The organism is Marinoscillum luteum (assembly GCF_044005705.1).
Taxonomy (GTDB): Bacteria; Bacteroidota; Bacteroidia; order Cytophagales; family Cyclobacteriaceae; genus Marinoscillum; species Marinoscillum luteum.
On record NZ_JBIPKE010000018.1, the window covers coordinates 12,123 to 34,491 of the forward strand.

The 22,369-nt window shown below is 46.2% G+C and carries 14 protein-coding genes; all 14 read left to right on the forward strand.

What is annotated here, in order from left to right:
• Positions 1-47: 47 nt before the first annotated feature.
• The 14 genes from ACHKAR_RS13775 (at position 48) to sov (ending at position 22,354) form a co-directional block, all read left to right on the forward strand.
• The gene (locus ACHKAR_RS13775) at positions 48-998 is read left to right on the forward strand and encodes an NAD-dependent epimerase/dehydratase family protein (RefSeq protein ID WP_395417882.1); all 951 of its coding nucleotides are present in this window, start codon (positions 48-50) and stop codon (positions 996-998) included.
• Between the two features lie 131 nt (positions 999-1,129).
• A complete protein-coding gene (locus ACHKAR_RS13780) occupies positions 1,130-1,915 on the forward strand; it encodes an enoyl-CoA hydratase/isomerase family protein (RefSeq protein WP_159582260.1) in 786 nt (261 codons plus the stop codon).
• Positions 1,915-3,393, forward strand: coding sequence for an oligosaccharide flippase family protein (locus ACHKAR_RS13785; protein WP_395417884.1), 1,479 nt, complete (start codon positions 1,915-1,917; stop codon positions 3,391-3,393). The genes ACHKAR_RS13780 and ACHKAR_RS13785 overlap by 1 nt, the downstream gene beginning before the upstream one ends.
• 5 nt (positions 3,394-3,398) lie before the next feature.
• Positions 3,399-4,400 (forward strand): sugar phosphate nucleotidyltransferase, encoded by a 1,002-nt coding sequence (locus ACHKAR_RS13790; protein ID WP_395417886.1) that lies wholly within the window; start codon positions 3,399-3,401, stop codon positions 4,398-4,400.
• Position 4,401: 1 nt separating this feature from the next.
• The gene (locus ACHKAR_RS13795; protein ID WP_395417888.1) at positions 4,402-6,117 is read left to right on the forward strand and encodes a tetratricopeptide repeat protein; all 1,716 of its coding nucleotides are present in this window, start codon (positions 4,402-4,404) and stop codon (positions 6,115-6,117) included.
• On the forward strand, positions 6,080-6,853 hold the full coding sequence (locus ACHKAR_RS13800) for a DUF4292 domain-containing protein (RefSeq protein ID WP_395417890.1): 774 nt from the start codon (positions 6,080-6,082) through the stop codon (positions 6,851-6,853). Before ACHKAR_RS13795 ends, ACHKAR_RS13800 begins: the two co-directional genes overlap by 38 nt.
• Complete coding sequence (locus ACHKAR_RS13805; RefSeq protein WP_395417892.1) at positions 6,840-8,033, forward strand: murein hydrolase activator EnvC family protein; 1,194 nt, start codon at positions 6,840-6,842, stop codon at positions 8,031-8,033. Before ACHKAR_RS13800 ends, ACHKAR_RS13805 begins: the two co-directional genes overlap by 14 nt.
• Positions 8,034-8,090: 57 nt before the next feature.
• Positions 8,091-8,303: a Sec-independent protein translocase subunit TatA/TatB gene (locus tag ACHKAR_RS13810; protein WP_159582266.1), complete on the forward strand. Its 213-nt coding sequence runs from the start codon at positions 8,091-8,093 to the stop codon at positions 8,301-8,303.
• A 3-nt stretch (positions 8,304-8,306) separates the two neighbouring features.
• Positions 8,307-9,731 (forward strand): Asp-tRNA(Asn)/Glu-tRNA(Gln) amidotransferase subunit GatA, encoded by a 1,425-nt coding sequence (gatA, locus tag ACHKAR_RS13815; RefSeq protein WP_395417893.1) that lies wholly within the window; start codon positions 8,307-8,309, stop codon positions 9,729-9,731.
• A gap of 27 nt (positions 9,732-9,758) precedes the next feature.
• Positions 9,759-11,108, forward strand: a complete 1,350-nt coding sequence (locus ACHKAR_RS13820; RefSeq protein ID WP_395417895.1) for a lytic transglycosylase domain-containing protein — start codon at positions 9,759-9,761, stop codon at positions 11,106-11,108.
• 55 nt (positions 11,109-11,163) lie between these two features.
• The gene (locus tag ACHKAR_RS13825; protein WP_395417897.1) at positions 11,164-12,240 is read left to right on the forward strand and encodes a DUF4837 family protein; all 1,077 of its coding nucleotides are present in this window, start codon (positions 11,164-11,166) and stop codon (positions 12,238-12,240) included.
• 34 nt (positions 12,241-12,274) lie between these two features.
• Positions 12,275-14,566: an NADP-dependent malic enzyme gene (locus ACHKAR_RS13830; protein ID WP_395417898.1), complete on the forward strand. Its 2,292-nt coding sequence runs from the start codon at positions 12,275-12,277 to the stop codon at positions 14,564-14,566.
• Positions 14,563-15,156 (forward strand): Holliday junction branch migration protein RuvA, encoded by a 594-nt coding sequence (ruvA, locus tag ACHKAR_RS13835; protein WP_159582271.1) that lies wholly within the window; start codon positions 14,563-14,565, stop codon positions 15,154-15,156. Before ACHKAR_RS13830 ends, ruvA begins: the two co-directional genes overlap by 4 nt.
• A gap of 67 nt (positions 15,157-15,223) precedes the next feature.
• Complete coding sequence (gene sov / locus ACHKAR_RS13840) at positions 15,224-22,354, forward strand: T9SS outer membrane translocon Sov/SprA (protein WP_395417900.1); 7,131 nt, start codon at positions 15,224-15,226, stop codon at positions 22,352-22,354.
• The last annotated feature ends 15 nt before the right edge of the window (positions 22,355-22,369 follow it).

A 22,369-nucleotide genomic window follows, 5' to 3' on the forward strand; every position in this document is an offset into this window, starting at 1 on the left:
TATCAAATTACTACTTTTGCCCAGAATAAACGACATAACCCCCTTCGATGAAAAAAATACTTGTCATAGGTGCCTGTGGGCAGCTTGGTACGGAGTTGACCCTGAAACTCCGTGATCTGTTTGGTGTTGAAAATGTGATAGCATCTGATCTTCGCGAGGCGGTAGATCTGATCAAGGATGGACCTTATGAACAGCTGGACGTGATGGATAAGTCCCGGCTAGATGAGGTAATCTCTACCCACAATATTGATCAGATTTATCATTTAGCAGCTATTCTTTCGGCTCGGGGCGAGCAAAACCCAATGCTTGCCTGGGACTTGAACATGACTAGCCTGCTCAATGTACTGGAAACAGGAAGGGACAGGATTTCAAAGATTTATTGGCCAAGCTCCATTGCGGTATTTGGCCCGGATACACCGATGGTGCAGACGCCACAAACTACCGTCATGAACCCCAACACGGTTTATGGCATTAGTAAACTAGCGGGAGAGCGGTGGTGTGAGTATTACTTTCAAAAATACAAAGTAGACGTTCGTTCTATGAGATATCCCGGGCTCATAGGCTATAAGGCCAAGCCAGGAGGCGGTACCACCGACTATGCGGTGGATATTTTTTGGAAGGCTATCCTCGACAATAGCTATGAATGTTTTCTGAAGCCTGATACACTGCTACCGATGATGTATATGGATGATGCCGTGAAGGCGACCATTGACCTGATGCAGGCAGATCCCACCGCGCTGAAAGTGAGATCCAGCTACAATATCTCGGCTATGAGCTTTTCGCCGGATATGATCTATAGGGAGATATGTAAACGATATCCGGATTTTCAAATAGAATACAATCCCGATTTTAGACAACAGATAGCAGATAGCTGGCCTGATAGCATAGCTGATGATCAGGCACGTGAAGACTGGAATTGGAGCCCTTCATTTGATTTGGCAAAAATGACGGAGACCATGCTGGACAATCTTGAAGTACAATTGGTTTCCACAAAATAATATCGAAGCAAAATGGGCTTTAATAGAATAAGCATTCAAATGCCATTTGAAAATCGTCCTTATTGCGTAAATTGTTTGACTTAATCTGATTTTTAATTTTTCTTTCGACTTCATTAGAAATCAATCAACCTATGGCAGACCTGCAAAATCTTTCTCTATCGACCAACGGGAGTATTCTCACCGTGACCATCAATAGGGAAAGTAAACTCAACGCACTCAATACTGATACCATAGCCGAACTGAAAGAAGTGATTCAGTCGGTCTATGATGACAAGGATATTAGTGGTGTCATTATCACTGGTGCCGGAGAAAAGGCCTTTGTGGCCGGTGCGGATATTGGTGAATTCTCCGAACTGAATGAGATGAACGCCCGAAAGTTCTCCGAGGAGGGCCAGGAGGTCTTTCAACTGATCGAGAACTGTCATACTCCTGTCATTGCATTGGTGAATGGGTTCGCCCTTGGTGGGGGCTGTGAGCTGGCGATGGCCTGTCATATGCGTGTGGCCACGGCCAATGCCAGATTCGGGCAGCCAGAGGTGAATCTTGGCATTCTTCCGGGATATGGTGGTACACAGCGCCTTACACATCTTATTGGTAAGGGCAGAGCCTTTGAGTATCTCATGACCGGAGATATGATGGATGCCAACCAGGCCCTGAGCTATGGATTGGTGAATTATACGGAAGTGGATAAAGAAGCCGCGATGGCTAAGGCCAATGATATTTTAGAGAAGATTTCTTCAAAAGCCCCGATCGCTATAGGACTGGTAGTAGACTGTGTGAATGCGGTTTTCAATCAGGATGAAAATGGTTATCAGACAGAGGCTAATGCTTTTGCGAGATGTTGTGGCACAGACGATTTCAAGGAAGGTGCTGCCGCGTTCATGGAAAAAAGAAAACCTGAGTTTAAGGGAGAATAGTGGGGCAACTCAGGCAGCTTGCCAGCCAAACGGTGGTTTACGGAGCCAGCAGCGTGCTGGGGAGGGTGTTGAATTACCTTCTGGTACCACTTTACACAGCAGTTTTTTCACCAGAGGATTATGGAGTGGTAACAGAGCTATATGCTTTCGTGGCCTTTCTCAATATTGTGTACACCTATGGATTTGAAACTGCTTACTTCCGGTTTGCTACTAAAAGCAACGATGCCCGGCATTACTTCAATGTAGCCCAGACCTCTCTCATTATTACTTCTGTCCTGTTCAGTGCTACCCTTGTGCTGTTTTCGCAGAATATTGCCTCCCTTTTGGAATATCCTGGCCAGGGTAAATATGTGGTGTGGTTGGCACTGGTGCTGGCCATAGACGCGGTAGTAGCTGTACCTTTTGCACGCCTCAGATTGGAGGGAAAGGCGTTGAGGTTTGCCACATTCAAGCTGAGCAACATTGGGTTAAACATTGCTCTTAATATCTTTTTCCTGGTTTTTTGTCCCTGGTGGCTGGCTCAGTTTCCAGCATCATGGGTAGGGCTGGTATATTTTCCTGAGCTGGGTGTGGGGTATGTTTTTATATCCAATCTCATAGCCAATGGGTTTTACCTGCTGTTTTTCGCGCCGTGGCTGGTCCGGTTAAAGTTGTCGATGGGGCGGGACTGGAAGCTGATGATGCTCTATGCGACTCCACTTCTGGTGATGGGTTTTGCGGGGGTCACCAACGAAATGCTCTCGCGGGTGCTTTTGAAATACTCGCTACCAGAAAATTTCTATCCGGGACAGAGCAATCAGGAAATTTTGGGTGTTTTCGGGGCTTGCTATAAGCTTTCGGTATTCATGACGTTAGCTGTTCAGGCGTTCAGATATGCTTTTGAGCCTTTCTTTTTCTCGAAATCTGCCGACAAAAACTCACCGGAACTTTTTGCTAAGGTGATGCACGGCTTCATCATTTTCGGATCATTCTCCTGGTTGGTCATCTCTCTGGTCTTACAGGATTTGGCACCCATTTTTCTGAGGCAGCCAAGCTATTTATCTGCATTGGATATTGTCCCCTGGCTGTTGGGCGGAGGACTATTTCTTGGGGTCTACTTTAACCTTTCCGTATGGTACAAACTCACCGACCAGACTAAGTATGGGGCTTGGATCACGATCATCGGTTCTTTGGTCACTATCGGGCTCAACTTTGCGTTGATTCCTGTGCTAGGCTATATGGGGAGTGCTATGACCACTTTTTTTAGCTATCTGCTCATGGTATGCCTGAGCTATGTCATCGGTCAAAAGCATTACTTCGTCCCTTATAAAACCGGGAAAGGCCTTTTTTATATGGCTTTGGCTGGCCTTTCCATATTAGCGTTTTATTTTTGCGACCTTTGTCAGGAATATAAGTATTTCAGTGCCACTGGGTTAATCGCCTTGTATGTGGTGCTGGTATGGTTATTGGATTTCCGAAAACAGACTTTCAACAAGTAGAATATATGAACCTCATCGTACCCATGGCAGGTATGGGCAAGCGGCTTAGGCCACACACCCTTACCACCCCGAAACCGCTTATTCCGATCGCCGGTAAGCCCATCGTGCAGCGGCTGGTGGAGGATATTGCGGCGGTCACACCAGAGAAGATTGAGCACATTGGGTTTGTGGTTGGGGATTTTGGTCCGGAGACCGAAGTACAGCTTTTGCAAATAGCACAGGCTGTGGGAGCCACTGGTCACATTTTCTATCAGCAGGAAGCCCTGGGTACAGCTCATGCGGTGCACTGCGCACGTGAAGTGCTTCAAGGCCGGGTGACGGTAGCCTTTTCTGATACCTTGTTCAAGGCGAATTTCACACTGAACACTGAGGATGACGGGATTATCTGGGTGAAGCGTGTGGAAGATCCGAGTGCGTATGGAGTGGTCAATCTGGACATAGAGGGAGTAATCACGGAGTTTGTGGAGAAACCAAAGAACCCTGTTTCTGACCTGGCCATCATCGGCATTTACTACTTCAAGGAGGGCGAGAAGCTCCGGGATCAGCTGGATTACATCATCGAGCATGATATCCGAGCCTCGGGTGAATTTCAGCTTACAACTGCACTGGAAAATCTCAAAAAAGAAGGGGTGCGTTTTACCACAGGTGCTGTGGACGAATGGCTTGATTGTGGTAATAAAAAGGTCACCGTACAGTCTAATAGTCGCTATCTTGGTTTTCTGGACGAGAACATCATTTCAGATTCTGCTGTGATAGAAGGCACCGTGATCATACCACCTGTATATATAGGTGATGGGGTCAAAATAACCTCATCGGTCATTGGACCCAATGTCTCAGTAGGCGCTGGATCTGAGATTCGGGATAGTCGTATTAAGGATTCGTTGATCCAGAACCATGTCAATTTAAAAGACATTAATTTAGTTAACTCCATGATTGGAAACTGCGTTATCATGGAAGCAAAACCAGCTGAGGTTAGCCTGGGTGACTTTACGGAATGGAAGGGATAATATGAGAGCTCATTATTTTTTGTGGATAGGGATGTTGTTGTGCTCACTGGCGGGCTACAGTCAGAAAAACAATCAGGGTGGAGATTTTGCGCCACTTGATGTCACTGAGCTGTCAGAAGGAGAGGCGCTCAAAGCTGAGACCATGCTGATAGATGCTGAGCGCGAGCTCATCCTGGATAATGAATACAAAGCTTTGGAACTTTTCAAGGCTGTGCTGGAGATTGCCCCCAATAACCCTGTCGTCAATTTTAAAATAGCCGAAATACTCATAAAAAATGGAGAGAGTCGCGAGGCGCTTCCATACGCCACCAAAGCGATGAACCTCGACAAATCCAATAAATACTACATTCTGCTTGCCGCAGAGGTGCACAAAGCCCTGTCTGATTTTGACGAAGCAGCCCGGTTGTACCAGCAGATGATAGATGAGATACCCGGCACTGAAAGCTACTTGTTTGATCTGGCCATCATCTATCAATACCAGGGGAAAAACGAAAAGGCTTTAGCTACTTATCGGCAGGCCGAGGAGATTTTTGGCATGAATGAGATGGTGTTGCGCGAAAAACAGAAAATATATCTCAAGAAGCGTGACTACCCATCACTCATTGCGGACTGGGATAAGCTGATTAAAGAAAATGCAGATAACGACCGGTATGCCATCGAACTTTGTGAATTTTTGATCTCTCAGAACCTGATGGATGAGGCCAAGGAGCGACTGCAAAACCTGAAGAACAACAAGCACGCAGATTTGCTAATGAGCGAAATCGCACTGAGCGAAGGGAATACTGCATTGGCCATGGACCTGTCCGAAAGCACAATGGGCTCTTCGGATGTTGACTTTCAGGCAAAACTTCAGGTATTGAATCGATTTTTGGATTTTGTGATCACTTCTGAGGAGTTTGACAAGGTGAGCCAAATGGCAATGAGTCTGGCGACAGATTATCCTAATCAGTATGAAGTCCAAGCCTTCACCGGAGATGTGATGTATCGACTGGAGAAAAAAGAGGAGGCCAGAAAGTTTTACCTGAAAGCGATCAAATTGGATCCGACCAACTACGGTGTATGGCAAAATATCCTCAGTGTAGAATCGGACCTCAATCAGTTTGACAGTGTGATTGTACATGCTGAGCAGGCCATGGAGTACTTTCCAAATCAGGCAGCGCTCTATTATTTTGCTGGCACAGGATACCTCATTACCAAAAACTTCAAAAGATCGGTACAAGTGTTGGATCAGGGTAAGAAATATGCTACTGATCCTAAACTTCTAACCATTTTTTATGGGCAACTGGGCGATGCCTACAATGGCATGAAGCAGTTTGACAAGTCCTATAGTGCATATGATGACGCTCTGAAGGCCGATCCGCAAAATGATCATGTGCTGAATAACTACAGCTATTTTTTGAGCCTTCGCAATGAAAAACTGGACAAGGCACTTGCCATGTCCACCAGGCTGGCAACGATGCATCCGGATAATCCTACCTACCTCGATACTCACGGGTGGGTGCTGTATACCCTTGGACGATACGAGGAGGCACTGATTTATCTAAGAAAAGCGGCTAATTTGCAGGATGATGGGACGGTCATTGAGCACTATGGTGATGTATTGTATAAATTGGGACGGATAGATGAGGCCATCGACCAGTGGAAACGCGCCAGCCAGTATGAGGATGCCTCCAAAAACATTGAGAAGAAAATTGCAGACAGGAAACTATACGAATAGCTGGTTAGGTGTATTATTGATAGCACTCATTCTACTTACTGGCTGTAACAAGAAATTCTCAGGCATTTTTGATCGAAACAGCACCAGATTAGTGGTGAATGACGCCAAGTTTGATTTTTTGTCTTCCAAAGCAAAAATCAATTTTGAGTCCGAAAAGAACAATGTATCCGGTTCGGCAAACATCCGCATTCGGAAGGATAGTATTATATGGGTCTCCCTGTCTCCCGGCTTGGGCATAGAGGCTGCCAGGGTGCTTATTACCACCGATTCTGTGACCGTACTGGACAAAATCAATAAAGTATACATGAAGTATAGCTTTGCTGAATTGAGTAAAAAACTGGATTTTGATCTCAACTACAGCCTGGTAGAATCAGCCATGCTGGGCAATTTGGTGTACCCCTACGATCGGGAGCGGCTCGTCAGAACGGCAAGTACCTATGCCTATAGTCAGCAACACAGTAGCTATCTCTTCGAAAACTTCATTGGCACAGAGTCTATGAAGTTGGAAAAGATCCAGGTGTTGGATACGCTTTCGCGAAATACAATTTCTGTAAATTACACTGATTTTCAGCTCGTTGACCAGGAGGTTTTCCCCTTTCAGATCAGCGCTATTTTGGAATATGCCAAAAAGGGAACTGATCCGGTGAAGGTAATCATCGAGTTTAAGCAGACTGAAATCGAGAAAAAACCGTTAAAATTTCCCTTTAACATCCCACAGCGATATGATCGTAAGTAAGCGATTGGCATTTTTTAGCTTTTTTGTTTTGCTGTTGGCATCTGGAGTTCATGCTCAAAAAACCAAATCTCAGCTGGAGCAGGAAAAACGGGAGAACCTGAGCAAAATCGCTGAAGCAGAGAAAATCCTCAGCGATACTGAATCAGAGAAAAAAGCCACACTTGGTCAACTCAGAGCACTCAATCAGCAGATAGAAGCCCGTGAGGGGCTTATCAGTGCCTTAAATCAGGAGGTGGGACTCCTCAATGGAGAGATCAATGATTTGAGCATTGTGGTCAATGCCCTTCAGAGTGATTTGAAGAACCTGAAGCAAGAATACGCTGCGATGATCTACAGCAGCTACAAGGCTAATCATGGCTATTCCAAGCTGACTTTTCTGTTTTCTGCCCGCACCTTCAATCAGCTCTACATGCGATTGAAATACCTCGAACAATATGCCGATGCCAGGAAAATTCAGGCCCGGCAAATAGAGGAGGTCTCCAGGGAGTTGGATGCTCAAAGAAATCAGGTAGAGATCAAAAGGTCCGAACAAAAGACACTCCTCAATCAGCAGTTGGCCGAAAACCGAAAACTGATTAACCTGAAGACCAAACAAAGTGGCCTGGTGCAGGAGCTTACCAAAAAGGAAAAAGAGCTCAAAAAAGAGCTGGCAGACAGAAAACAGGCAGTTGACCGATTGGATAATCTAATTGCTGAAATTGTGCGCAAAGAACTGGAGCGATCCAAAACTCTTTCTTCCACGGCCATAGCCAACGAGGATGAAATTTCTGCTTCGTTTGAGTCCAATAAGAATAAACTGGCGTGGCCAGTTAGTTCAGGCTTTATTTCTTCGAAATTCGGAAAGCACCCACATCCGGTCATGAAAGGCATCATGCAGGACAATCCTGGCGTGGATATTCAAACCCAAAAAGATGAATCCGTCAAAAGTGTATACGATGGGAAAGTCATTCAAATTGCCTACGTACCCGGTATGTACAATGTGGTAATTCTACAGCATGGTGAGTACTATACCGTTTATTCTCGCCTGAAAGAAGTGAATGTAAAGAAAGGAACTCTTGTTAAAAGAGCACAACCATTGGGAGCAGTGCATACAGATACCAATGGTGTATCAGAAGTACATTTTGAAGTTTGGAAAAACTACGCGAAACTTAATCCGGAGCAATGGCTTTCTCCCAAATGATTTTTTGGTAGGCGGGTTTTATAGCTATCTTTGGAGTCAATTTTAAACACAACCACTATGAATACGGTGTTAGCATTTGGAATGCCAGGAGGATGGGAACTCATTGTGATCATTTTATTTGTGATCATATTTTTCGGAGCAAAGAAGATACCGGAGATTGCCAGAGGAATGGGAAAAGGGATCAGAGAATTTAAAGATGCCACCAAGGAGATCAAAAACGAGATCGACGAGAGCGCAAAAGCAAGCCCTAGCGAGAAGAAAACAGATTAAGATTTGCGTGCTCAATCCTCCTTTTCAGAAATTAGGCAGCAACTCGATGCGGGTAAAATATCTTGTGGTCAGATAGTTGACCATTACCTGAAGAACATCCGGGAGAAAAATGGCAAGTTGAATGCCCTCCTGTCTGTATATGATCAGGAAGCCAAGGAGCAAGCTCATCTGATCGATCAAAAGATCAAGTCCGGTAGTGCAGGCAAACTGGCCGGACTTGTCGTTACCATCAAAGACGTACTTTGCTACAAAGATCACCCGCTACAATGTGGGAGTAAGATTCTTGATGGATTTCAATCACAATTTACTGCCACCGCGGTACAGCGGCTGCTGGATGCCGATGCCATCATCATAGGGAGAAATAACTGTGATGAATTTGCTATGGGATCTTCCAACGAGAATTCGGCTTTCAGTCCGGCAGTTAATGCCGACGGACACAATCGGGTGCCGGGAGGCTCATCAGGAGGCTCTGCAGTGGCTGTGCAGGCAGATATGTGCGCAGTGTCCTTAGGCACCGACACAGGTGGATCTGTGAGGCAGCCCGCATCATTCTGTGGAATCGTCGGGCTCAAGCCCACTTACTCCAGAATATCAAGACATGGATTGGCAGCCTATGCCAGCACCTTCGATTGCATTGGTATTTTTTCCAACAACGTCAAAGACAGTGCCCTCGTGCTGGAAGTAATCTCCGGAGAGGATGAGTATGACAGTACTGTTTCCCAAAAGGAGGTCCCTGCTTATAGTGAGCATCTTGAGGCAGGTAAGAGATATAAGATTGGATACCTCAAAGAGACTATAGACAATGAGGCCCTAAACTCAGAGGTTAAGGCGGCGTTTGCACGGCAGATTGATGAGTTGAGAGCACAGGGACATCAGGTGGAAGAGATTTCTTTTCCATTGATGGAATACACTCTATCTACCTACTACATTCTCACAACTGCAGAGGCCAGTTCCAATCTATCCAGATATGATGGTGTGAGGTACGGTCACCGTACGTCCGAAGCCAGTAACCTGGAGGAAATGTACAAAAAGTCGCGCTCCGAAGGGTTCGGTGAGGAAGTCATCAAGCGAATATTGCTGGGGACTGCTGTTCTTTCTGCCAGTTATCATGATGCCTATTACATCAAGGCGCAAAAGGCGCGAAGAATGATTCAGAACGAATTGAATGAGCTTCTGGAGCGTTTTGACTTTATCATTATGCCCACGGCGCCTACCACAGCGTTTGAGCTCGGGTCGAAAACGGAGAACTCTATGGAGATGTATCTCGCGGACTTATTCACCGTACAGGCGTCTGTGGCCGGTGTTCCAGCTATATCCATACCTATGGGTAGAGATCGTCAAGGCATGTCTATTGGCTTGCAGATTTTGTCCAAAGCATTCGAAGAGCAAAAATTATTGGCCTTCTCAAATTACCTTTTAGATAATTAATCTGATAGATTTACCGTTATGAAGCGTATGAGGATATTTTTCCTTGGATTGTTTGTATTCAGTGTGGTAGTCGCCACGGCTCAGTCTGACTTTGGTTACGACTATATACCTGATGCCTCCTATGAGGAAGTTGCAGATCGTATTTCGTGTATTGAGTCGGAGGTTTCTCTTGAATATAATGAAAAGGTGAAGTCATTCATTGATTACTTCACCGTGCGCGACAGGCCGTACACCCAGGAGGTACTCAACAAAACAGCACTTTTCTTTCCCATTTTTGAAGAGACGTTGGCCAAATACAATCTGCCCGATGAACTAAAATTTTTGTCCATCGTAGAGTCCGGCTTGCGACCAAACGCCATTTCCCGGGCCAATGCTGTTGGTTTATGGCAGTTCATGTCCTCTACTGGAAAAATGTATGGTCTCAACAACGACTGGTATCTGGATGACCGGATGGATCCTTATGCTTCGACGGACGCTGCGGCCAGGCACCTGCGTGATCTTTACAGCATGTTTGATGACTGGGAGCTGGCTCTGGCAGCTTACAACTGCGGCCCCGGCAATGTACGGAAGGCCATTCGAAGAAGTGGATACAAGAAGAAATTTTGGGAGATTTATCCCTATCTCCCGAGAGAGACCAGGTCTTATGTCCCGCAGTTTGTGGCCATTTGTTATACTTTCAACTATGCACCGGAGCACAATCTTTTTCCAGAATCGCATCAGATTTTCCCTCGCTTCGACACCATCATGATCAGTCAGTACTTCCATCTGGAGACTTTTGCCAAGCAACTGAACGTTTGCCTCGATGATCTTCTAAACCTCAACCCTAACATCAAAAGGGGAGCCATACCCGAGGGGACCAAAAATTTTGCATTGAGAATTCCCGCTGACCTGAAAGATACGGTCGTTAGTAATCGTGCTTTTTTCTATGACGCAGCAGGAAAGGTGGGCAAGGAGCAGCTGGAATACCTGGCCAGAAATACTCCGGGGAGCACCTATGGTCGGGAAAAGCAAGTATATCGCGTTCGAAGTGGCGACGTGTTGGGGACCATCGCTAACAGGTATGGCGTGCGCGTGACTGATATTAAGTCCTGGAACAACCTGAACAGCAACATGATCCGAGTAGGTCAGTACCTTCAGATATGGGTATTGCCTACTTACAATAGCTCCACGAAAGATCTATATGCGAGCTCGGCACGAACTGAAAATAAAGCGGTCGTTCTGGAAGGAAAGAAGGTACATTATGTGCAGAATGGAGACACCCTCTGGGAAATAGCCAATACTTACGCTGGTCTTTCCATTGAAAAAATTAAGGCGCTGAATAACCTGACCTCCAATACCATCAAGCCCGGGCAGCAGCTCATCATATCTTCCGAATAGTTTCGTTAGTAGTGTAATCTTCTATTTTTGTAGGAGTCCCAAAACCTAAAAAGTTATGAGAACATTATTTCTATTTTTCCTTGCCCCAATCTTAATTTTTACCAGTTGCAAGAGCGCCACAGATAAGGTGAAGGAAGATTTTATGCCACTGGCACGAGGAGAAGCAGATGAGATCATCCTGGTCATAGACTCTGCACAGTGGGAAAGCGAACTTGGCAATACACTTCGGGACATGTATCAGCAGTATATGCGGGTACTCAATCAGGATGAGTATGAGTTTTCGCTCAATAAGGTGAATCCGAGAAAGCTCAATTCTGTGCTCAAGCATGCACGCAATATGATTTTTGTAATGACGTTGGACTCACGAACGCTTGAGAGCAAAACGATCAGGGAAAATTTTACAGACAATTCTCTGAAAATGATCCAGCAGGACAGTTCACTCTTTTATACAGTACGGAAAGATGAATTTGCCAAGGGGCAGATAGTGCTCTATCTCTTTGGTCAAAGTGAAGAGCAGCTGGTAGAGCAATTGAAGGATAATAAATCCAGTCTGGTTGCACTGTTTGAGTCAGCAGTGAGAGAAAGAACCCGTGAGAAAACACTCAAGAAAACCAAGCCTGAAATGATGGCTGCTATTACAGAGAATCATGGGTACAGCATTCAGGTACCTTTCGGTTGGGACCTTGCCAAGGATGTCAAAGATTTTATCTGGCTGAGGAGGCTGGAGGCAGATTCTGAGCTGAATGTCTTCGTCTACGAAGGAGATTATAAGGATCGCAAAGTATTTGAGCATGTGGATGAGCTAAGAGATGAGATTACAGGCACCTACCTCAGAGACTCTGAAAAACCGGACCTTTATATCCAGCGACAGGATATCATTCCCGTGTATACAGAACGGGTTACCTTCAATGGTAAATTTGCCGTGGAGGCTCGCGGGCTGTGGAAGATTAACAACAACTCAGCCGGAGGCCCCTTTGTCAGCTACACCTTTGTGGATGAGAAAACCCAAAAACTTTACTATATAGAGGGGTACGTGTATGCTCCCGGTACTAAAAAGAAACCATTGGTACGGGAAGTAGATGCGATCTTGTCTACCTTTAGGACTTCTTCCGAGGTGGGAGATCCAACCTAAAAAATTATCCCCAAGTAAAAACAACTACCGACCTATGTGTGCCAAAATAAGAAGACAAGAGGCGCTGGACTTTCATGAGTCGAAGCCTGCCGGAAAAATAGAAGTAACTCCCACCAAACCCCTCAGCAGCCAACATGATCTTGCGCTGGCTTATTCTCCCGGAGTGGCTGAGCCATGTCTGGAGATTGCTGCCAACAAAGAAGATGTATACCGCTATACAGCCAAAGGGAATCTGGTGGGTGTCATCTCCAATGGTACTGCGGTACTTGGGCTGGGAAATATCGGTCCGGAGGCTTCTAAGCCTGTGATGGAAGGGAAGGGTGTTTTATTCAAAAAATTTGCGGGGATCGATGTATTTGACATTGAAATAGACGAAACCGATCCTGATAAATTCATTCAGATTGTCAAAAGCCTTGAGCCGACATTTGGAGGGATCAACCTGGAAGACATCAAGGCTCCTGAAAGTTTCAAAATAGAAAAGGAGCTACGGGAAAAAATGAGCATCCCTGTGATGCATGATGATCAGCATGGTACTGCCATCATTTCCTCCGCAGCGCTTATCAACGCCCTGGAGGTCTGTGGTAAAAAGATAGAAGAGGTGACCATCGTGGTGAGTGGAGCGGGAGCAGCGGCTATTGCCTGTACAGATTTATATACCTCTCTTGGTGCGAGGAAGGAAAATATCCTGATGACTGACAGCAAGGGGGTCGTGAAGAAATCACGTGGTAATCTGGACGAAAGTAAGGCGCGCTATGCGACTGACCGTGAGGATGTGGATACCCTTGAGGATGCCCTTGTGGGAGCTGATGTTTTTCTCGGGCTCTCCATTGGTAACATTCTGAAACCCGCCACTTTGAAGAAGATGGCCAAAGATCCGATTGTTTTTGCTTTGGCCAATCCCGATCCGGAAATAGCCTACGACCTGGCTATGAAGACCCGGAAAGATATTCTGATGGCAACTGGCCGATCCGATCACCCCAATCAGGTGAACAATGTATTGGGCTTTCCCTACATTTTCCGGGGGGCACTGGATGTACGTGCCACAGCCATCAATGAAGAAATGAAATTGGCCGCCGTGAAAGCAATTGCCAACCTGGCTAAGCAAACGGTGCCAGAGATGGTGCTCAAGGCCTATGGCCAGAGCAACTTGAAATTTGGCAGAGAGTACCTGATACCCAAACCCCTTGATCCAAGACTGATCACCACCATCTCACCGGCTGTGGCAAAGGCAGCCATAGACAGTGGAGTCGCACGAATTGAGATTACGGATTGGGAGAAATATGAGTTGGAACTCCAGGAAAGAATAGGTATCGATCAGCGCCTGATTTCACGTATTGTGACAAGGGCCAGGAGAAACCCCAAAAAGGTGGTCTTTGCAGAAGCGGATGACGTGAACATTCTAAAAGCTGCTCAAATGTCCATGGACGAAGGAGTGGCCATCCCTATTCTCCTCGGCAACGAAGAAAAAATTATCTCCCTGATCAAAGAAAATGAGCTTGAGGGCTTACTGGATTGTAAAATTACTGATCCCTATAAGGAGGAACCCAGGGTAAATCAGTACGCGGAGGTTTTTTACAAAATGCGTCAGCGCAAGGGAATGACCCTGAAGATGGCCCAGAAATCCATGATGAGGAGCCGAAACCACTTTGGAGCCATGATGGTGCAGTTGGGTGAGGGTGATGCCCTTATCTCAGGGTTGTCCAATGACTACCCTAAAACGATCCTGCCTGCACTCCAGATCATCGGGGTAGAGCCTGGTATCAATCGGGTGGCGGGCATGTACATCATTAGCAATAACAAGGGTAATTTCTTTTTTGCTGACACCACAGTCAATCTCAACCCAACGGCAGAGGAGCTGGTAGACATCATCGGGCTTACTGCCAGGGTGGTGAAGTTTTTTGATACCGAGCCTCGTATTGCCATGTTATCCTACTCCAACTTTGGGTCCGCCCGTGGTGAGGTGCCCGAAAAGGCCGCCAAAGCGGTGAAACTGGCCAAGGAAAAATGGCCGCAGTTGGTCATTGACGGAGACATCCAGGCGAACGTTGCCTTAAATAAGGACCTGCTTCGTGAGAATTATCCTTTCAGTGAACTGGCTAAAAATCCAGCCAATACCCTTATTTTTCCTGATCTTGACTCAGGTAACATCGCTTATAAATTGTTGATGGAACTGGGAGGTGCTGAGGCCATTGGTCCTGTACTTATGGGAATGAATAAATCTGTACATGTATTGCAAGTAGGCAGCTCAGTCAGGGATATATTCAACATGGTGGCTATAGCGGTAGTGGATGCTCAGCTGAACGAAAAAAGAGAAAAAGTAAAATGATCAATTACCTGGAGGGCAAACTGGCTGTAAAAGACCCGACCTACGTGGTGGTGGATATCAACGGTATTGGCTACGAGGCAAAAATCAGCCTTATCACCTTTGCAGCAATCAAAAATCTTACGGAGACTAAGCTTTACACGCACCTGCACATCAAGGAGGATGCCCATACCCTGTTTGGGTTTTCTGAGGAGTCTGAGAAGCGCAGGTTTTTGGAACTCATCTCTATCTCTGGCGTGGGGCCAAGTACGGGGCTCATGATATTATCTTCGTTGTCTCCACAGGAACTACAGCAGGCCATTTTGAGTGACGATGTACGCACCATCCAGTCGGTAAAAGGAATCGGGCTGAAAACCGCCCAGCGGATTATTCTTGAGTTGAAAGACAAGATGAAGAAAGAAGGTCTTTTGGAAAAAGGTTTGGATTTTGTGCCTTCTGCGAGCAATAGTTTGAGGAGTGAGGCGTTATCCGCCTTGACCACATTGGGGATAGGCAAGCCCGCAGCAGAAAAAAGTATTGATTTAATTTTGAAACAAAACGGACAGCAAATTAAACTTGAAGAGTTGATTAAGCTGGCTCTGAAGAGAGCATAGGTATTATTCTTGTTTGAAGAGGAAAACGTATTTGAAGAGGAAAACTTACATAAAACATTTGGTAAGTGTGATATCGCTTTGCCTTTGGGTATCCCTACCTGAAGCAACGTTTGTATCAGCTTCTTCGAGCGTCCTTATTTTTCAGGATACCTCTCGTCAGGACACCGTCCGTACAGACACTATTCCTCCTTATACGCCAACAAAGGCTCCAACGTTTCAGCCAGCCTATCGTTTTGGTGATCCTTTTTCAAATAGAATAAGTCCGTCACCCCTGCTACTGGCCGATCCTTCTTCTATAGACCTGGAAGTTGATTTTGACTCCACAGTGAACTATTCGGTTTCAGAGCGGATCGGAGATGTTAATTTCCGACCCGTCACCACCATGACTTTTGAGGAGTATGACCGGTACAACGATAAGCAGATTACCAAGGAGTATTTTCAGGAGCGATCCGCAGGCCTGGATGGGGAGAGTGCCATTAGTGGGCGCTCACTGATCCCCAGGTTGTATATCAGTCCGGTATTTGACAGATTGTTTGGTGGGAGTTACGTAGATATTCAGCCCAATGGATTTGTCAATCTTGATTTTGGCGGTCGATTTCAGCGGGTAGACAACCCGGCCATCCCCATTCGGCAGCAGCGCAACGGAGGGTTCAATTTTGATCAGCAAATCTCACTCAATCTGGTGGGTAAAATTGGTGAGAAGCTGGCCGTGACGGCCAATTTTGACAACAACAACACCTTCGATTTTCAGAACAACCTTAAGGTAGAGTATACCGGGTATGAGGAGGATATTGTCAAGAAAATAGAGATAGGAAACGTAAGCATGCCCGTTTCCAATAGCCTCATGACGGGCGCACAGTCGCTGTTTGGGTTGAAAACCCAGCTTCAGTTTGGTAAGCTGTATTTAACAGGGGTGGTCTCACGTCAGCAGGGCAAAAGTGATGTCATCACGGTGGAAAGTGGCTTTCAGGGAAAAGAATTTGAAGTACGGGCCTCCAATTACGATGAGAACCGACATTTCTTCCTGGGACATTTCTTTCGTGAAAACTACGAAAAGTGGCTGAAGACTTTACCCCAGATTACCTCGGGGGTCAACGTAAACAGGGTGGAGGTCTATGTGATCAACAGAAACAATGATACCAAATCAACAAGAGAAGTTTTAGGACTGATGGATTTGGGAGAAGGTCAGCGGATATACCAAAAAGGCAATCCAAAAGTGGGGTCTGGAGACGGCAATGTGCCAACAGATAACGGAGCGAACGATCTGTTTCAGTCCATTACCAACACTCCTAATTTCAGAAGTAGCGACCAGGTAACCAATACCCTTGAAAATGACTTTGGATTTGTTAATAGCACTGATTTTGTAAAAGTGGGGACTGCCAGGCGGTTGGACCAGGATGAGTTTGTGATCAATACCCGCCTGGGGTATATCACCCTTCTGAGAAAGCTGCAGAATGATGAGATGCTCGGTGTGTCCTATACCTATAGCTACGATGGAAAGACCTACCGGGTAGGAGAGCTCACAGAAGACTATTCGGGTCTGGCAGATGATCAGGTGATTCTCCTGAAGATGCTCCGGCCCAATAAGATCAACACCAAGGTACCAACCTGGGACCTGATGATGAAAAACATTTACAACCTCAACGCAAGCCAGATCGAACGCGAGGGATTCACGCTGAGGGTGCACTATCGGGATGATGCCACGGGGATTGATAACCCCTCCCTGCATGAAGGCAGGTTTACCAAAGATCAACCTCTGGTTGAATTGCTGGGCTTAGACCAACTCAACCAAAACAACGACCGTCAGCGAGATGGAAATTTTGACTTTATCGATGGAGTCACAATCGACGTAAGGAATGGCAATATCATTTTTCCGGTACTTGAGCCTTTCGGAGCCACACTGGAGAGCAAGTTTGCAAGTGATGAAGTTTCACTAAAGGAGAAGTATGTCTACGATACACTGTATCACACCACCAAGGCAGATGCGGAGCAAGTAGCCTCTAAAAACAAGTTTTTCATCCTGGGTAAGTTCAACGCCGGATCATCCAACGAAATAGCCCTGCCAGGGATCAATATTGCCGAAAACTCGGTCATTGTTACTGCGGGAAATACACCCCTCACGGAAGGCCTTGACTACACGGTAGATTATAACCTGGGTCGGGTTCGCATTCTGAATGAAGGAATTTTAAGCTCGGGCAAGACCATCAACATTGCCTATGAGAAGGCGGACCTCTTCAACTTCCAGTCGCGATGGCTCTATGGTGCACGGGCAGATTATAAGTTCAGTGAAAACTTTAACATAGGAGCCACCATCCTTCAGCTGAATGAACAGCCAGGTGGTGTTTCCAGATACACGATCGGAGATGAACCCACACGAAACACTAAGTACGGGTTTGATCTCAACTTTCAGGATGAGGTTCCCTTTCTTACCAAATTCATGGATTTTCTCCCACTGGTGAGCACTAAGGCACCGTCTTCCATCACTGTGAATGCAGAGTTTGCCCAGATGATTCCTGGTACTTCCAATCTTGTGGATGGGAAGGGAACTTCCTACATCGATGATTTCGAAAGTGCCGTTACACCGATCAACCTGGGAGGCTGGGCGGGGTGGGACCTGGCCGCTACACCAAAGACTACCGATCGAAAGTTTGACAAGAGTACGGAAGCGGGTTCCACACTCGGATTGAACTATAAGCGGGCCAAAATAGCCTGGTATACAGTAGATCAATCTGTTTTTTACAGAACAGGAGGGCCCAATAAACCAACCAACATTACCGACGAAGATTTGCAAAATCACTATGTGCGTCCGGTTCTACCCCAGGAGATTTTCAGGCAGCAATCCAGAAACCTGATCGTCACCCCGGAAACGCTTTTTGATATTGCCTACTTCCCCAGCGAAAGAGGACAATATAACTATAACCCCAACCTGACAAGAGACGGTCTACTACCAGACCCAAAATCCAACTATGGGGGGATTACACGAGCCATTACCAATGAGGTGGATTTTGACAAGACCAACATCGAGTACCTTGAATTCTGGATGCTTGATCCTTTTATTGATACTCCCAGGGGTCGGGTGATGGATGGAAAATTCAATACCAATAATACTACGGGAGGTGATCTTGTTTTCAACCTTGGTAGTGTTTCTGAGGATGTGGTTCCTGATGGACGTCACGCTTTTGAAAGTGGCCTTCCGGCAAATGGTGACCATGCGCAGACCATTGCCAATGAGTGGGGCCGGGTACCTTCAGAGCCATTTCTTACCAATTACTTTGAGAATTCAGGATCAGCCAGGGCCAATCAGGATATTGGACTGGAGGGATTAAAGGATGAAGAAGAACTTACCTATTTTGCTGATTTCATCAATCGTGTATCTGTCTCCACAGAAGTATTGGATCAGCTAAAGAGCGACCCTTCGGGTGACAATTTTCAATATTTCCTGGGCAGTGATCTGGACAATCAGGATTTGAAGATACTGGAGCGATACAAGAACTATAATGGGCTGGACGGAAACTCGCCAGTGAATAGTGGTAATAGCATTACCAGAGCCTCTACTACCACCCCGGACAACGAAGATCTTAATCAGGACAATACCATTTCCGACCTGGAGGAGTATTATGAATACCGCCTTTCACTAAAGCCAGGGGAACTTGAGGTAGGCAAAAATCACATCGTGGATGCGGTGACTGATGATAGTAGAGAGGCCACCTGGTATCTCTTCAGAATCCCGATCAGAAATCCTGACAGGGTGTATGGAGGGATTAGTGGGTTCAAGACGGTAAGGTACCTGCGTATGTATGCTACCAATTTTCAGCAGCCCGTGGTTTTCAGGATGACCAAACTACAGCTGGTAGGCAGCCAATGGCGTAAGTATCAGGAAGCACTCAATGAGCCAGGGCTGAATGAAATTCCGGAAACCTCCTATTCTGATTTCAATGTATCGGTGGTCAATATAGAAGAGAATAGCATGGGTGGAGAGAATAAGTCACCGTACGTGGTACCCCCGGGAATCAACCGCGACAGAGATAATACTACCATAATCAATCGACAGCTCAACGAGCAATCTCTGCAGGTCTGTGTGGATAATCTTGAAGATAAGGATGCCCGGGCAGTCTACAAAAATGTCACCTTTGACCTGATCAACTACGGGCGTCTACAGATGTTTTTACATGCTGAGGCTCACAATGGGGAAATGCTGCTGGATAATGAGATCAATGCGTTTATAAGGTTTGGTACGGACTTCACAGAGCACTACTATGAGATAGAGGTGCCGATGAAAGTAACCCCTACGGGACTTGATGCAAATGGTGGCGATAATATCGCCCGTCTTGTATGGCCCCTCGAGAATGAGATTGATTTGTCCATTGATGAGTTACTGGGGATAAAATCCGAACGGAATAGAAATGATTTTGATGAAAACGTTCCTTACAGCACTCCTTCCAACAATGGACAATATAAGTTGACCATCAAAGGGCGGCCCGATATCAGTTCTGTGCAGGTTCTGATGCTGGGAGTTAGAAATCCGGAGTCCGACGACCGAGCTACAAAATCTGTTTGTCTTTGGGCTAATGAACTTCGGGTCACGGACTTTGATACCAAAAAAGGTTGGGCAGCCAATGCCCGGGTAAGTACTAAACTGGCCGATGTGGCTACCGTTTCCGCTTCCACGAGGTATACGTCTATTGGATTTGGAAATATCCAGCAAACGATCCAGCAGCGCACACGAAACGAGACTATCCAGTATGATATTTCAGCTAATGTCAACGTGGACAAGTTTCTCCTTCCAGAGAAAACAGGCCTAAAAGTGCCCATGTTCGTGAGTTATGAAAAATCCAGAATTACTCCGCAATTTGACCCACTGGATCCAGATGTGCCATTGGAGGCTTCCTTGGCTACCATGGATTCTGACGAAGAACGGGAGCGATACCGAAGGATCGTGGAAGATCGAACGGAAAGGCGCAGTATAAACTTCACCAATGTGCACAAGGAAAAAGTAAACCCTGAGGCCAACAGCCATTTCTTCGATGTGGAGAATCTCTCCTTTTCCTATGCCTATAGCGATGTGATGACCAGCAATGTGAATACAGAGACCTATTTGCAGAAAAAAGTAAGTGGTGGTGTGGCTTATAACTATGCACCCCGAACCATCTCTCTGGAGCCGTTTGCCAAAATGGAAGCCCTCAAAAGTCCCTATCTGAAATTGATCAAGGACGTTAACCTGTCACTTCTTCCGAGTAGTTTGGCATTTAGAGCCGATTTGGACCGGAGTTTCCGAATGACGCAGCTCTATAATGATAAACTTGAGGTGTCTCCCGATTTGGCCCCTTATTACGAGCGACTTTTCACCTTCAATAGAAACTATAACCTCCGCTGGAATCTTTTCAAAAGCCTGAACCTCGACTATACCGCCCGGGTGAATGCAGTGATTGATGAGCCCGATGGGATCATAGAGGGGGACATTACCACCCAGGAGGAGCGTCAGTATGTCTGGGAAGAAATCAAGGACCTTGGCAGGATGAAAAATTTTGCGCAGGACATATCCGCCACCTATAAAACGCCACTGGATAAACTACCACTGACCGACTGGCTGAGTGCAGATATCAAGTACGCTACAGGATATACCTGGACGGCCGGATCACAGGTGGAGCATGATTCCCTGTTTTTTGGAAATACGATTGAAAACAGAAGAGAGCAGGGACTTTCCGGTAAGGTGGATCTGGTGAAGCTGTACAACAAAGTTGCCTTTTTGAAGGAAATCAATTCACCACCACGAGCGAAGGCCGGAGAAGAGGCACCCGGATTCAACATTGGCAAGAGTTTTTTGAGGACGGTGATGTCCTTGCGTAATATCAATGTGACCTACAGCGTGAGAGAGGGCACAACCCTCTCCGGCTATTCGCCACGGGCCTTCCTGATGGGGATGGACAGTGGCTTCAATGCACCAGGTTGGGGGTTTATCCTGGGGAGTCAGGATCCCGATATTCGATTCAGGGCTGCTGACAATGACTGGCTCAATAAAAATCCGGATTTATCATCACCATTTATGCAGACCTACACCACCGACCTTGGTCTGAGAGCCTCCATCGAGCCCGCCAAGGATTTGAAAATCCAGCTAGATGCCAAGCGAACCAATAATGCCACATACGAGGAGCTTTTCAGGTATTCAGACGAACAAACAGAGAATAACGGATTCAGCTCTCTCACACCCTCCAGGAAAGGAAGTTACAATATCTCATTTATGTCTATCAGTACTGCATTTGACAAGCGGGGCCCTGGCAACACGTCAGAAGCCTTCGATACTTTTGCAGAAAATATCGAGAAAATCCGAATCAGACAGACCGCCCTGAACAATGAAATTGGTTTTTACGACTCCTTGTCTCAGGATGTGCTGATACCAGCATTTATCTCTGCTTATTCAGGTCAGAGTTCCTCAGAGGTGAGCCTTTCGCCGTTCCCCAAAATTCCATTGCCGGGATGGCGGGTGGATTATAACGGACTGTCCAAAATCCCAGTGTTGGCCGAACTCTTTTCGTCCATCACCCTTACCCATGGTTATCGTTCATTGTACAATGTGAATGATTACAACTTTGACAATGATACTTATGGGGACCTGCTGGGGAATGACTTAAGCGTGACCCTCAACAGCAACGTGCTGGACTATCCTCAGGCTACCGACACCACAGGTACCGGGCGATATGCACCGGTCTATATCCTCAACCAGGTGACCATTTCGGAGCAGTTTGCTCCGTTGATCGGAATCAATTTCAGGACCAAGAGTAATATTTCCACACGTCTGGAATATAAAAAGGACCGAAACCTTTCCCTGAGCCTGGCCAATGCTCAAATCACCGAGACCACCAGCAATGATGTGACACTGGATTTTGGATACACCAAGGAGGAGTTTAAGCTGCCTTTTAAAATACAAGGACGTACCATTACACTGGACAATGCCGTGACCATGCGCATAAGTATGACCATAAGAGATGCTGAGACGATCCAGCGTAAGCTGGAGGGTGAAAACAAGGTGACCACTGGTAATACTAACTTTCAGTTGCGGCCCTCATTTACCTATAAACTCAACGACCAACTGGATCTGACTATGTATTTTGAACGCAGTGTAACGGAACCAAAAGTCAGTTCATTCAAGACAGCTACCACAGCTTTCGGAACGCAGCTAAGATTTAGTCTTGCGCAATAGTGCAAAGTCTGAGTT